Below are 12,822 nucleotides of genomic sequence, written 5' to 3'. Positions count from 1 at the left end.
CTTATGCTCTCACCAGCTTTGCGGCACCTTCAGCGCGAGTTGCACCGATGGTGGTGACGATGGCTTCGCTGATTGTTCCATCAATCGCCTTTTCAGACGGGCTTGTTGGTGCGAAAGCCTCACCTTTCCAAACAGAAATGGCTGCGAGCGCCAGCGCCAAGGGGAACTGAGCTTCGCGCAAATGCCCCGTCAGCCCGGTAATGCCGCGATAGGCTGAAGAAACGCCATTCAGTGCGGCTTTTTCGGCAGCGGTCGCAGCATGTGCGCCGGATGAGCCGGAAACCACATATTGAGGTTCTTTGCCGCCATTGGAAGCAAGCACCAGTTCACGCACAGTTTTTTCGAGATCATCGGCATCACGGCGGATTTGGGCGCTTTCGATGCTCGCAATTTCCGCATAAGCGCGCGCGCCACGCTTTTCAGCATGTTCAGCACTTTCGAGCACAAGAAATACACCGCCGGAACCGGAGATCATACCGCCACCGGCAGTACCATCACGTTCCCACAGTGAAGCCCAACCGTCGTGCTTGAGCAATCCGCCAAGCTCGTGACCGAGAATCATGTCGAAATGTTCGGAATTGTATGAACCGCCGACCAGCGCATGTGTGCTCTGACCCGAACGAATGCGTGCCGCAGCCGTCTCAATTGCAGCAATACCGGAGCCTTCTTCGCCCATGAATGTGCGGGAAGAGCCGGTCACTTTATGAACGATGGAGATATTGCCTGCCAGCAGGTTTGAAAGCTGAGCGAGAAACAGGGTAGGGCGCAGCTCTGTCGAGAGCTTCTCGTTGAGCATTACACCGCGGTTGTTACTGGTGCGGCCTTCTTCGAGAATCTGCATATCGACAGTGATATCGCGTTCGCCGCCACCGGCGCCCACGATCATGTCCATGCTGGCGCACAATGCTTCGTCATCCTTGATGCCCGCATCGTCAAGCGCGAGGCCTGCCGCATAGGTACCAAGCCGCTGCCAGGTTTCCATCTGGCGCTGGTCGCCGCGCTTAGGGATTTGCAAGCCCCAATCGACTTCACCAAGCGGATGAACTGTATACGGCGCAAAGGCTTCTTTTTCGAGGCGTGGTTCTGAACCAGCCGTTGAGAAAGCATTCCAATGCGCATCCAGTCCTTCGCCAAGCGAAGAGATGATGCCAATTCCTGTGATGACGACTTTATTGCTCTGCATAGTTCGGTTCTGCCCGTAAATGCTGTGCTTGGGATGCTGTGCGTGATCCAGAAACGGAATCAGGGCGAACACGGATGTTCACCCTTCAATACCGTCAGCTTTCGCGGCTGGTCAGCCCTTTTTGGCCGCGACCAGTTCGTCGATCTTGGCGCAGAGATTCTTCAGAACGAAGTATTCTTCGGTCGGCGCTTTGCCTTCGTTCACTTCCTGCGTCCACTGTTCAAGCGGAATCTTGATGCCGAATTCTTTGTCGATCGCAAAGACGATGTCGAGGAAATCGAGGCTGTCGATGCCCAGATCATCAATGGTGTGGCTTTCGGGCGTGATGGTATCACGATCGATTTCACTTGTTTCAGCAATGATGTCGGCGACTTTGTCAAAAGTAGAGGACAAGTTTCGATTCCTTTATTCTTGGCGATGCCACTACAGGCATACGTCTGAGTATCTGCGCGTATCTAGCGTTTTTCCGGTGACAGGGAAAGTCATAATAGCTTCACGATCACCGAGACTTCGCCGGACTTTAGAGCGCATCCCGAAAAGTGTGAAACGGTTTTCGGAAAAGATGCGCGTGAAAACAAATAATTGAGACGCGTCGATCTGATGAAGTCAGATCGAAACGCACTCTGATTGCGCATATAAGGTGCACAGCACGCGAAGCGCAACATAGAGCGAATTACAATTTTTTGAAATGTGCTCAAAAAAGAATTGTTCAGGGTTCGCTTCTCACCCGCTTTATGAAGTACCAAAGCCCGACAGCGGTGCATGCGAGCATGACAATCGCAAGCGCGTATTGTACTGGCCCATTGCCGGAAGCAACCGCTGCAAGCCCCGATGCGGCACTGCCCAAAGCACCAAGCGCTTCGGGATGTTTCAGCACAGTTTTGACAGCCGTATCGCATTGCCGTGCTTTCGGTAGCGAGGCGGCTTTCGGTTCCGCAGGCTCGGTGACAGATGGGGTCGCGGCAAGTGCAAGTGCACGAGATCGGACACGCTCGACGCGTGCCAACCAGCCAGTGCCAAAGGTCGAAGCTGTGGACAATCCTTTCAGCCAAGTGGCGCGCGCATCACATAGTGCGTTGATGATCGCCTCAGGCGAGTGATCAGAAAGTGCGGCAAGGGTTTTTACGCCGATGACGCCATCTTCTGGCAGATTGACAATGCCTTGCAGCATTTTCGCCGCCCTGCCTGGCCCTGAGTTCACCGCAAAGTCGAATACCGCGTAATCAATGCCCGATGGGAGATCATCACCATCGATCTTGTTCCAGAATTGTTGCTGATAGATTTTCGTGGCTTCTGCTTGTGTAAGGTCCATCACATCTGATGTAGATATTGGGTGCCCCCGCCATGCCGAGAGTGTCGCTATGGTAATTCCCATATTGGTAGCGCCGCCGGGGTCATGTGAATTGTCGACATATCCACCTTCTTCACTGAAAATATAGGGTATAACTTTTTTGAAGTTAGGCTTCATCTCTGAAATCCCTAATTTATATAATGTAAAAATAAATAATACTTATAATTACCCGATATTACCCCATAATTTGGGTAAATAATATTGATTTGTTTTGAGTGTGCGTTGAAGAATGTTGCGTCTAGTGGATTGGATTTGATGTGTGAATCCCGACCGACACAAATGCTGTTTCAAACGTCAAATTCGAAAAATCCACTAGATTCAAATGCTTGCTAATGGTCTTTTTGATTCCGACATTTCTTTAAAGCATTTTCAGCAAAAGTAGGAACCCGTTTTGCGTTCGGGAATGCGTAAAAACAAATAGTTACAGCGGTTCCAACGATTCAATATTAACTGGAACCGCTGTAACGCCTGTATCGAGGGATGCAAATGTCGGGCTCAGACTACTAGATACTTCCGGTTTAGTTGCATTCGCTCTTGCGCAGCACGCGCCGATGCGGCTTGATGCGGCTCTCAAAAACGCATCAAAATGGGCGAACAAAGTGACATCGGAAATTTTTGGATATGCACCGGACGGGCAGGCGGTTCATCGGCTTACAATAGCCAATGGTTCGCTCGAAGCGAAGATCATTACATGGGGCGCAGCTGTTCAGGATTTGCGCATGGAAGGTCATGATGCGCCATTGGTTATTGGCTATCGTGATTTTGCCGATTATCCAGCGCACTCGCCCCATTTAGGCGCAATCGCCGGTCGCTTTTCCAATCGCATCCGCAATGCGCGGTTTGTGCTTGATGGAAAGACATATGATGTCGAGGCAAATTTTCAGGGAATTCATAATCTGCATGGCGGCAGCAAAGGCCTTGGAAACCGCGTCTGGAAAGTCACCGGCTCTGGATCTGATTTCGTTACGCTCGCCACACTTGCAGCCGATGGAGAGATGGGGTTCCCCGGTAATCTCAATGTAAGCTGCACCTATATGCTCAATGCAAAGGGTACTTTGATTGTGCGTCTTGAAGCAGTGACGGATAAGCCAACGGTGTGCAATCTTCTCCATCACAGCTATTTCAATCTTGATGATGGCGGAGAGGGCGACATACTCGATCACCAGTTAAAGATCGAAGCCGATGCCTATATGCCGGTCGATGAGGCACTGATTCCCGATGGGCGCATTCTGCCCGTCAAAGACACGCCTTATGATTTCCGCGATTTCCGTCCAGTCCGCTTCAAGGAGGACGGCAAGCAAGTCGAATATGACAGCAATTTCTGCATGACGGCGGCACGCGGTCCGTTGCGCGCCTGTGCGTCCGTTAAAGGTGCGCGGTCCGGTATTCGCCTTGATGTTGAGACGACGGAGCCTGGCGTTCAGTTTTATGCCGGCAATACAATGGCCAATGATTGCATTGGTTTAATGGGCAAGCCTTACGGCAAGCATGCAGGGTTCTGTCTGGAGCCGCAGGTCTGGCCGGGTTCGCTGGAATATTCCTACGTTCCTCAAGCGATCTTACGTCCGGGCGAAGTTTACGCCCAGACGAGCCATTTTACGTTTACGCGGGATTAGTTTCGTTGAGATAAGCGGCGCGTGCGTGTTCCATTGGAGCCAGCGCGCCGCGAATTTCCACTACGCGCGCTGCAACTGCATGTGCTTTGCGTGCAGCTTCAACGGGCGATAAGCCTTCAATACGTGCGGCAAGATAACCACCGTTAAAGCTGTCACCAGCACCTGTCGTATCAACCGCATTGGCTTTGACGGATGGAATGAGGGTTTGCTCGCCGTCCGCTATAACAAGCGCGGGCTCTGTGCCGTCCTTGACCACAATTTCCTTCACACCAAGCCCAATAAGTCTTTCCGCACAGGCCTGCGCCGTCGCATCGCCAAAGAGCGCCTGTTCATCGGGGAAAGTCGGCAGCGCGATATCGGCAATCTGCATGGCTTCGCTGATGACTTTCTTTGCGACCTCGCGATCAGGCCAGAGCTGATGGCGGAAATTCGGATCAAATGCGATGCGGGCGCCTTCTGCGCGGCATTCACGTAAGATTTCGAACAGAGTTTCGCGATGTTCCGGGAAGACGATGGCAATTGAAATGCCCGAGAAGTAGATCATATCGCGGCCAGCCAGGCTGGCTTTTAAGGCATTTCGGTCGTTTGCGAGGCGTCGCGCTGCTGCATCACTGCGCCAATAGGTGAACGAACGTTCTGCGCCATTGAGCGTGATCGCATATAGTCCAGGATGGACGCCCTTGATAATGGGGCTGTGCGCAATGCCGATGCCATTTGATGTGAGGAAAGCACGTTGCTTCTGCGAGAAATCGTCCTCGCCAAATGCGCTGACATATTCCACGGGATACGATTGGTCTTTCAGCGCGCGCATGTACCAGGCGGTGTTCAGTGTGTCGCCGGCATATCCCATGCGCCATTGATCATCGCCACCGCCGGACAGTTCGATCATGCACTCACCGATCGACGCAAAGCCACCCATAGTTATCTCCTCGTTTCTATCCGCACGTACGCCTACAGTATCGGTCCAAAAATCTGAACCAGTTTTTGGAAAGCACCATGCGTAGGTTCAATAATTTAGAGCGTTGAAGAAGTGCAGGGTACTCCATAGGAATTTGCGGTGATGTAAAATCCAGATGTCACTTACCCTTTATCGACTTGCCACAATCTGCGTGTAACGATCCGGCCAAGAGAGGAATCACTATGCGTTACGCGATTTATTTCACGCCGCCTTCAGGCGATGCGCTTTTGAAAGTTGCCGCCAACTGGCTTGGGCGAAGTGCGTTTAGTGGAGAGCCGGTTAAGGTTCCTGCGATTCGCACGCTTGCGGCCGAAGATATTGCCGCACTGACCGAGGAGCCGCGCCGCTATGGTTTTCATGGCACGTTGAAAGCGCCTTTCCGATTGGACGAGACCTATCAGGAAAGCGATTTGCTTTCCGCGCTGATGTATTTCGCATCTTCGAGCGCGCCATTCGTCATTCCACGCCTGAAATTGCAGGGTATTGGCCCGTTCTTTGCGCTCGTGCCGGAAGAGCCTGTGGCTGAACTCAATCAGCTTGCCAATGACGTGGTGGTTTCGTTTGATCGTTTTCGCGCGCCATTGCGGGATGCGGAAATTGCCAAGCGTCGTCCAGAACGATTGAGCGAAGGGCAGCGCCAGAACCTTGATCGCTGGGGCTATCCTTACGTTTTCGATGAGTTTCGCTTTCATATGACGCTGACCGGACCAGTCGATGAAAAGCAGCGGCCGCATGTCGAACGCGTGCTTGACGACTTTTTTGCGCCTGTTCTGGATGATCCGGTAGAAATCGCCAATCTTGCGCTCTTTGTGGAACCGGAAAAAGGCGCACCATTCGAGATTCATTCGCTGCATCCGATGACCGGTGGTACTAAGGTGTCAAAACGGTCCTCTCGGGCTGTGGGAAGGCCTTGAGGAATGACGACGGAAACTGTTCTAAAAAATGCAAATATTGTTCTGCCTGACGAAGTAATCAGCGGTACTGTTAAAATAGCTGATGGTGTCATCGTTGATATTTCATCCGGCTCGTCCGTGTCTGGTAAAGACATGGAAGGGGACTATTTGACGCCGGGACTGGTCGAGTTGCACACTGACCATCTCGAAGGCCATTATGCGCCACGCCCGAAAGTGCGCTGGAATCCGATTGCTGCGGTTCAGGCTCATGACGCGCAGATTGCCGCTTCCGGCATTACGACAGTCTTTGATGCTTTGCGGATCGGCTTCGACGATGAAGCGCAGACGGGTATTGATGATATGCGTAAGCTGTCATCAGCAATCGCAGAGGGGCGTGAGGCAGGACGTTTGCGCGCCGACCATTTTCTGCACCTGCGGTGCGAGGTTTCAGCACCTGATTGCCTGAGTGCATTCGAGCGGTTTGGCGTGCATCCGCTGGTCAAACTGGTTTCACTGATGGATCATGCACCGGGACAGCGGCAGTTCACGGATATTGAAACCTACAAATCCTACTACATGAGCAAGCTCAGAGTGACCGAAGAAGAATTCATACGCTATTGCGAAAAGCGTATGGGCCAGTCACAGCAACATTCGGCACCGACCCGCAAGGCGATTGCCAGTGATTGCCTTGAGCGCGGCATCGTTCTGGCCAGCCACGATGACGCCACAGCGGATCACGTTGCAGAAGCAAGTACGCAGGGAATTCGCGTTGCTGAATTTCCAACAACACATCTGGCCGCCAAGGCATCCAAGGAAGCGGGCATGTCGGTTCTGATGGGCGCGCCCAATGTGGTGCGTGGTGGTTCGCATTCTGGCAATGTTTCGGCACGCGAATTGGCTGAAGCCGGTCATCTCGATATTATTTCGTCTGATTATATTCCGGCAAGCATGATGCAATCGGCATTCTTCATGGCAGATGTCATGGAGCAAATTACGCTTCCACAGGCGATCAAGCTGGTATCAAGCAATCCGGCAAAAGCCGTTGGCCTGCAGGATCGTGGTGAAATCGCAATTGGGAAGCGTGGTGATCTGGTGCGTGTGCAGATTGCCGAGCACGTACCGATCATCCGCACCGTTTGGCGCGAAGGACGGCGCGTGATGTGACACGCGCCGTTTATTTGTTTCAGGTCTCAGCATCTACCAGTGAAAGTTGCCCTGTTACATCGTCCACAGACAGCTTAAGTTCGAGATAGCTGTTGATGCTTTTGTGCGATGTTTCCGGCGAATGCGGGTGCGTTGCCGTTACGACAACGACGCGCGCACCAGCGGTTTCGCCAGCGACAATGCCAGCTGGGGCATCTTCAAACACAAGACAATTGTGAGGATCGAAGCCGAGCCTCTTTGCACCGAGCTGGAAGCATTCAGGGCTTGGTTTTCCACGCTCAACATCTTCAGCGGAAACAATTGTCTTAGGCATTGGCAAGCCTGCGGCCTGCAAACGACGCCGCGCCAGTTCAATTGGTGCCGAGGTAACGATTGCCCAGCGATTTTCCGGTAGCGAGTTCAGGAAGTCGAGCGCACCTTCAATGGCTACGATCCCATCCAGATCAGCCATTTCCGCATCAAGCAGGATTTTGGCCTCCGTGTCTGGATCAAGATGTGGCAGGCCCAGTCTGCGGACGGTATCGACAGCACGCACGCCATGAATGGTTGGAACAAATGTGACCGGATCAATACCATGACGGATTGCCCATTCGCCCCAGACACGCTCAGTTGCTGCAATGGAACTCAGCACTGTGCCGTCCATATCGAACAGAAAAGCGTCGAATGTTTTGTTGAAGGGAGATAGGTCGGTCAAAATGAAGATCCTCGAATTTTAAGGCCAGAAACGGAAGCCAGAATCAGGTGGGCGTGTTCGGTTTTGATCTTAATGCGGAAAATTGGCTAAAGTCACAGTATTCAACACAATGATTGTCTTTGACTGCTTTTGCGTCCGCCATACCGTGAAAAATCACACAAGCTTCTTATATTGAAAACCTTGGCCCAAACGACAAAACTTGATCATTTGCTTCGTTTATGGCTTTTTGCGCCACTTGATGCAGGGTGTATCAACCCATAGCCAGATAAAACGCCAAACATCTGGATGAATCGCATTCTCAGGATTGTTGTTTAAATGACTGAAATAAAAAATAAAAATCACAACTATCCAGATCACCGGTTCTCTGTTGCGCCGATGCTCGACTGGTCGGATCGCCATTGTCGCTATTTTCACCGCCTATTTTCCAAGCGCGCTTTGCTCTACACAGAGATGGTCGTTGCTGATGCGGCAATCCATGGACCGCGTGAACGGCTCATGGGATTTGATGCAACGGAACATCCCGTTGCTTTGCAGCTTGGCGGTTCCGATCCGGTCAAACTACAGGAAGCTGCACGAATTGGCGCTGGCTTTGGCTATGATGAAATCAATCTCAATGTCGGCTGCCCGTCTGACCGTGTTCAGTCCGGCACATTCGGCGCTTGTCTGATGCAGACACCGGAAGTGGTTGCACGTTGCGTCGCCGCCATGAAGGAAGTTGTCTCGGTGCCCGTCACAGTCAAATGCCGGATAGGCGTTGATGATCAGGACCCGGAAGTGGCACTGGATGCAGTTGCAGATCAGGTTCTTGAAGCAGGCGCGGATGCGCTTTGGGTTCATGCCCGCAAAGCATGGCTGAAAGGGCTGTCTCCAAAGGAAAATCGCGATATTCCGCCGCTTGATTATGATCGTGTCTATCGTCTCAAACAGCGCCTTGATGCGCCATTCATTGGTATCAATGGCGGTATAAGCACTCTGGAAGATGCGATATCGCATCTCGATCATCTGGATGGCGTCATGCTTGGGCGTGCCGCTTATCATAATCCGGCATTGCTCGCGGACGTCGATCATCTCATTTATGGAGATGATGAAAAGCCTACGGATATGACCGAAATCATCGAGGCAATGTGCGACTATGTTGATCGGCACATTGCGGATGGCGGCAGGCTTTCACACATAAGCCGCCACATGGTTGGATTGTTCATGGGGCAGCCAGGTGCGCGCCGCTGGCGTCAAATCTTGTCAACAGATGCCGCCAAGCCCGGCGCGAACAGCAATGTGCTGCGTCAGGCCTATGCGACTATCATGGAAGCCAGCAGCGAAGCTGCCTAGAGCATGTCGCAGTTAAATGGATTCATTTAGCGTTCGCGAACATGCGACAATTAAAAAATCTAGAGCGAATGCAGTGGTTACGATTAGATGCGCGTCGCTCCAGAGCGGCTTCAGTTAAGACTGAATCGTCGGAATCGCGTCTCACGCAAAACCGCTTCGCGCTTTTGGCTCAAATGCTTTAATCCATCATAATAAGCTGATCGCCGCGAACGCTGAACCCGCCCAGCGTTTGCAGGAAGTTCATACCGAGCAGACTGCCGGTCATCAGTCCTTCCTGTGTCACCATTGCACGGATATTCTGCCGTTCAATGTCACCGATCTGTAATTTTGCAATGGTGATGCTGGCAGCGGTAGCTCTTCCGTTCGCGGTGTTGATCGGCACCGAATAGTTGAGCGATGACGTGTCGATGCCTGCGCGCTCTGCGTCTTCCTTTGAAAGCACGACAGAAGACGCACCAGTATCGACAAGGAAATGGACGCGCGCATCATTCACACGGCCATTAACCTCGAAATGCCCGTTGGCAGACTTTGCCAATGTTACGGTAAGGGAACCATCGGCGGCACGGCCTGAAATAGGGCTGCCGGGAATAAGCCCGGCCGTAATGCGACTGCCCGCATCCTGAAGCTCATAGCGATACTGATAGGCCGCGACGAGACCGAGGATGATGACCGCCCACACGGCCATGTTACGGGCAAAGTCACTCAGCTTGATTCCCGAACCAAGCAAACCTGCTGCAAGCACGACGCCCCAGATGCCCATATAGGCAGCCTGACCAAAGGCATCATTCGCAATGCCAAGCGTAGTTCCGCTGTCATCGTTCGCCATCAGCAACAATATGACAACTGCAATTGCAGCAATCACGATCCAGAACAAACGCCCCATCAGCTTTCTTTCTTTTCCAGTCTTTCATGACGTGCAGGTAAAAGCGCCATGATTGCTCGTCGTTGATCGTCCTTCATTGAGGACCATTCGGCAATTTCATCGAGTGTGCGGGCGCAGCCGAGACAAAATCCGGTCTGAATGTCCATCACGCATACCAGAATGCATGGCGATTCAATTGTTGCCGCGTTCATAAGGTCAATGTGGTCACGTCAAAGCGTTGTGACAAGACCGAGTAACACTGCGACGGCACTGATCTGTTGCGCAGCACCCAGCGTATCACCGGTTTGTCCGCCAATTTTGACCAGGCAGAGTTTTGCAAAGCCAAATAAAAGCACGACGTTGAAAATGAGCACCTTGATGAGAGCCATTAATCCGCCTGCAGGGATGATGGTTATCATCAGTATCGCCAGCGCGATTGCACATGCGCAAACGAATGTCTCCCATTTGGGTGCGCCCAGATTATCTGCGAGCCCACCGGGGCGTGCAGACGGTGATCCGTGCCAGAGAGCGAGGATTGCAGCACGACTTGCAGCTTCTGCTCCAATCAGCGCCAGAGCCGCATAACATGCGCCAGCACGATCAATAATGGCAGCAAGTAGCGAAACCTTGATACCGGTCCAGATGATGAGTGCGAGTGCTGCAAAGGTACCAATCCGCGAATCTTTCATGATATCGAGACGACGATCAGGCGTTGACGCACCAAAGAAGCCGTCCGCAGTATCACCAAGACCATCTTCATGCAGCGCACCGGTCATCGCTGCCAGCATGCCGACGGCGATCAAGCCCGAAACAATCGCTGGAAGGTGCAGATAATCGGATACCAGAAGGGCGAGGCCAGCCAGAAATCCAAGAACCGCGCCCGCCAGAGGGAACGCGCGCATACTCGTTTTCAGCGAATCGCCCAAGCCTTCATCTGCGTCTGCAAGCCAGCTATGCGGCAAAGGCAGACGGCTCAGAAAGCCCAGAGAACGAATTGTATCTCCTATGAAGCTGTTTCGCTGCAACTGCTTGCTCCGCTTTAAGAACTATAATGCCGCTGGCCGGAATATTTGCCGCCAATAGGGTGTGGCGCAAAGAGGTGATTTGAAAATTTACGTCAGTGCTTATAGGACGAGCACAACAGTTTTGTATCCTCCATTGATTGATTGGACTAGACGATATGAGCGCCAGTGGCCTTCCTTTTGACGATTTCCGTGAACTCATCCGCAATCTGCCCGGGCCTGATCTTGGTGCAGAAGCGGCTGTACGTGCGCGGGAAGCGACACTGACCAAGCCAGCAGGCTCACTTGGGCAGCTTGAAGAGATTGTTGCGTGGCTTGCCGCATGGACTGGCAAATCGGTGCCGCAGATCAATCGCCCGCTGGTCGCTGTCTTTGCAGGCAATCATGGAGTGACTGCCAGAAACATCACGCCGTTCCCATCAAGTGTGACGGCACAGATGGTCGAGAACTTTGCTGCGGGCGGCGCAGCAATCAACCAGATATGCATTGCCAACGATCTTGGTCTCAAGGTTTTCGACCTCGCGCTGGAACATCCGACCGCAGACATCACCGAAGAACCGGCAATGGATGAACGTACCTGTGCGGCGACAATGGCGTTTGGCATGGAAGGCATTGCCGGCGGCACTGATCTTCTCTGCATCGGCGAAATGGGCATCGGCAACACAACGATTGCAGCAGCCATTGCCCTAGCACTCTTCGGCGGTACTGCTGAAGATTGGGTTGGGCCGGGTACGGGGTCGACGGGTGATCTTTTGGAACGCAAGCTTGCTGCAGTTCGTGCTGCTATCACGCTTCATCAGGCGCATCTTAAAGATCCACTGGAAGTTCTGCGTCGTCTCGGCGGACGTGAGGTTGCTGCTATGGCTGGTGCAATTCTTGCCGCGCGCATGGAGAAAATTCCAGTGATCGTTGATGGTTTTGTGGCCAGTGCGGCTGCTGCCGTGCTGTACGCCGCAAATCCTGAAGCGCTCGACCATTGCCTTTTCGGCCATGTGTCGGCAGAACCCGGTCATCGACTGATGCTTGAAAAGATGGGCAAGAAGCCGCTTCTTGATCTTGGGATGCGTCTTGGTGAAGGTACAGGTGCCGCATTGGCCGCTGGTATCGTCAAGGCCGCGGCGCTTTGCCATAGCGGAATGGCAACATTTGAACAAGCTGGTGTCACAAGCACCACAAAATGAACACAAAAAAGCCCGGAATTTTCCGGGCTTTTTCATCTGTGATGAAAGCTTTTAATTGTTTTCTTTGTCCAGAACCATGTAGTCGAGCGGCAGTTCGGTCGTGTACTTGATCTGCTCCATAGCAAAGGATGAGGACACATCACGAATTTCGATCTTGCTGATAAGGCGCTTATAAAACGCGTCATAGGCCGCAATATCTGGCACTGCTATACGCAGCAGATAATCGACATCACCGCTCATGCGGTAAAATTCGATGACCTCAGGGAATTCCTGAACCACTTCCGAGAAGCGCTTCAACCATTCATTGCTGTGCGAGCTGGTACGCACTGATACGAATACGGTAACGCGTGTGTTGACGCGTACAGGGTCGAGGATTGCGACGCGGCGCTTAATGACGCCGTCTTCCTCGAGTTTCTGGATGCGGCGCCAGCAAGGGGTTGTGGAGAGGCCAACCTTCTTGGCGACATCTGCTACCGCCAGTGTTGCGTCTTCCTGCAGTAAGCGCAGTATTTTTCTGTCGAGCCTGTCCATACGTTTTTTATCCCGGTATTAGAAATCGTTTCCCGAAC

14 protein-coding genes are annotated in these 12,822 nt (G+C 52.6%); 5 read left to right on the top strand and 9 right to left on the bottom strand.

From position 1 onward, the window contains the following. Position 1: 1 nt before the first annotated feature. The 3 genes from QBD00_RS12920 to QBD00_RS12910 form a co-directional block, all read right to left on the bottom strand. Positions 2-1,183, bottom strand: a complete 1,182-nt coding sequence (locus QBD00_RS12920) for a beta-ketoacyl-ACP synthase (RefSeq protein ID WP_264231805.1) — start codon at positions 1,181-1,183, stop codon at positions 2-4. A gap of 111 nt (positions 1,184-1,294) precedes the next feature. Further along, positions 1,295-1,576, bottom strand: coding sequence for an acyl carrier protein (locus tag QBD00_RS12915; RefSeq protein WP_094506999.1), 282 nt, complete (start codon positions 1,574-1,576; stop codon positions 1,295-1,297). Positions 1,577-1,892: 316 nt separating this feature from the next. Next, positions 1,893-2,651 carry a glycoside hydrolase family 108 protein gene (locus tag QBD00_RS12910; RefSeq protein WP_318579707.1) on the bottom strand — a complete coding sequence of 253 codons (759 nt, stop codon included), beginning with the start codon at positions 2,649-2,651 and terminating at the stop codon, positions 1,893-1,895. A 482-nt stretch (positions 2,652-3,133) separates the two neighbouring features. On the opposite strand from QBD00_RS12910, the gene QBD00_RS12905 reads away from it, so the two are divergent. Further along, positions 3,134-4,150 carry an aldose epimerase family protein gene (locus tag QBD00_RS12905; protein WP_318579706.1) on the top strand — a complete coding sequence of 339 codons (1,017 nt, stop codon included), beginning with the start codon at positions 3,134-3,136 and terminating at the stop codon, positions 4,148-4,150. Here QBD00_RS12905 and QBD00_RS12900 read toward each other — a convergent pair. Beyond that, positions 4,137-5,069, bottom strand: a complete 933-nt coding sequence (locus QBD00_RS12900; protein ID WP_095446482.1) for a sugar kinase — start codon at positions 5,067-5,069, stop codon at positions 4,137-4,139. The two genes, QBD00_RS12905 and QBD00_RS12900, sit on opposite strands and share 14 nt — an antisense overlap. Positions 5,070-5,290: 221 nt before the next feature. Between QBD00_RS12900 and QBD00_RS12895 the strand changes: the two genes are divergently transcribed. Together QBD00_RS12895 and QBD00_RS12890 are read left to right on the top strand one after the other, a co-directional pair. After that, the gene (locus QBD00_RS12895) at positions 5,291-6,022 is read left to right on the top strand and encodes a DUF1045 domain-containing protein (RefSeq protein WP_095446483.1); all 732 of its coding nucleotides are present in this window, start codon (positions 5,291-5,293) and stop codon (positions 6,020-6,022) included. Positions 6,023-6,025: 3 nt separating this feature from the next. Then, positions 6,026-7,165, top strand: coding sequence for an alpha-D-ribose 1-methylphosphonate 5-triphosphate diphosphatase (locus tag QBD00_RS12890; RefSeq protein ID WP_318579705.1), 1,140 nt, complete (start codon positions 6,026-6,028; stop codon positions 7,163-7,165). Positions 7,166-7,184: 19 nt separating this feature from the next. Here the strand turns inward: QBD00_RS12890 and QBD00_RS12885 are convergent, their stop codons facing one another. Further along, complete coding sequence (locus tag QBD00_RS12885; protein WP_318579704.1) at positions 7,185-7,859, bottom strand: HAD family hydrolase; 675 nt, start codon at positions 7,857-7,859, stop codon at positions 7,185-7,187. Between the two features lie 315 nt (positions 7,860-8,174). Here QBD00_RS12885 and dusA point away from each other — a divergent pair, with 315 nt between their 5' ends. Beyond that, positions 8,175-9,188, top strand: a complete 1,014-nt coding sequence (gene dusA / locus QBD00_RS12880; RefSeq protein WP_318579703.1) for a tRNA dihydrouridine(20/20a) synthase DusA — start codon at positions 8,175-8,177, stop codon at positions 9,186-9,188. Between the two features lie 178 nt (positions 9,189-9,366). Here dusA and QBD00_RS12875 read toward each other — a convergent pair whose 3' ends face one another. Genes QBD00_RS12875 through QBD00_RS12865 form a run of 3 tightly spaced genes read right to left on the bottom strand, consistent with a single transcriptional unit; the run spans position 9,367 to position 11,075 of the window. Next, positions 9,367-10,071: a TIGR02281 family clan AA aspartic protease gene (locus QBD00_RS12875; protein ID WP_318579702.1), complete on the bottom strand. Its 705-nt coding sequence runs from the start codon at positions 10,069-10,071 to the stop codon at positions 9,367-9,369. After that, positions 10,071-10,262 (bottom strand): DUF1289 domain-containing protein, encoded by a 192-nt coding sequence (locus QBD00_RS12870; RefSeq protein ID WP_095446488.1) that lies wholly within the window; start codon positions 10,260-10,262, stop codon positions 10,071-10,073. The genes QBD00_RS12875 and QBD00_RS12870 overlap by 1 nt, the downstream gene beginning before the upstream one ends. 18 nt (positions 10,263-10,280) lie before the next feature. Then, on the bottom strand, positions 10,281-11,075 hold the full coding sequence (locus tag QBD00_RS12865; protein ID WP_318579701.1) for an adenosylcobinamide-GDP ribazoletransferase: 795 nt from the start codon (positions 11,073-11,075) through the stop codon (positions 10,281-10,283). 155 nt (positions 11,076-11,230) lie between these two features. On the opposite strand from QBD00_RS12865, the gene cobT reads away from it, so the two are divergent. Continuing rightward, positions 11,231-12,253, top strand: coding sequence for a nicotinate-nucleotide--dimethylbenzimidazole phosphoribosyltransferase (gene cobT / locus QBD00_RS12860; protein WP_318579700.1), 1,023 nt, complete (start codon positions 11,231-11,233; stop codon positions 12,251-12,253). A 51-nt stretch (positions 12,254-12,304) separates the two neighbouring features. On the opposite strand, the gene QBD00_RS12855 is transcribed toward cobT, so the two are convergent. Further along, a complete protein-coding gene (locus QBD00_RS12855; protein ID WP_095446491.1) occupies positions 12,305-12,784 on the bottom strand; it encodes an Lrp/AsnC family transcriptional regulator in 480 nt (159 codons plus the stop codon). Positions 12,785-12,822: the final 38 nt, after the last annotated feature.

Origin of the sequence: Ochrobactrum sp. AN78 (assembly GCF_029909885.1) — a bacterium.
Classification (GTDB): domain Bacteria; phylum Pseudomonadota; class Alphaproteobacteria; order Rhizobiales; family Rhizobiaceae; genus Brucella; species Brucella quorumnocens.
Note: the sequence above shows the minus strand (reverse complement) of the source record. Positions and strands in the feature narration are given on the sequence as shown.

Bases quoted from the DNA above. Each gene is read 5' to 3' on its own strand.
- QBD00_RS12920 (WP_264231805.1), bottom strand. From the start codon at position 1,183: ATGCAGAGCAATAAAGTCGTCATCACAGGAATTGGCATCATCTCTTCG.
- QBD00_RS12910 (WP_318579707.1), bottom strand. From the start codon at position 2,651: ATGAAGCCTAACTTCAAAAAAGTTATACCCTATATTTTCAGTGAAGAA.
- QBD00_RS12900 (WP_095446482.1), bottom strand. From the start codon at position 5,069: ATGGGTGGCTTTGCGTCGATCGGTGAGTGCATGATCGAACTGTCCGGC.
- QBD00_RS12895 (WP_095446483.1), top strand. From the start codon at position 5,291: ATGCGTTACGCGATTTATTTCACGCCGCCTTCAGGCGATGCGCTTTTG.
- QBD00_RS12890 (WP_318579705.1), top strand. From the start codon at position 6,026: ATGACGACGGAAACTGTTCTAAAAAATGCAAATATTGTTCTGCCTGAC.
- dusA (WP_318579703.1), top strand. From the start codon at position 8,175: ATGACTGAAATAAAAAATAAAAATCACAACTATCCAGATCACCGGTTC.
- QBD00_RS12875 (WP_318579702.1), bottom strand. From the start codon at position 10,071: ATGGGGCGTTTGTTCTGGATCGTGATTGCTGCAATTGCAGTTGTCATA.
- QBD00_RS12870 (WP_095446488.1), bottom strand. From the start codon at position 10,262: ATGAACGCGGCAACAATTGAATCGCCATGCATTCTGGTATGCGTGATG.
- cobT (WP_318579700.1), top strand. From the start codon at position 11,231: ATGAGCGCCAGTGGCCTTCCTTTTGACGATTTCCGTGAACTCATCCGC.
- QBD00_RS12855 (WP_095446491.1), bottom strand. From the start codon at position 12,784: ATGGACAGGCTCGACAGAAAAATACTGCGCTTACTGCAGGAAGACGCA.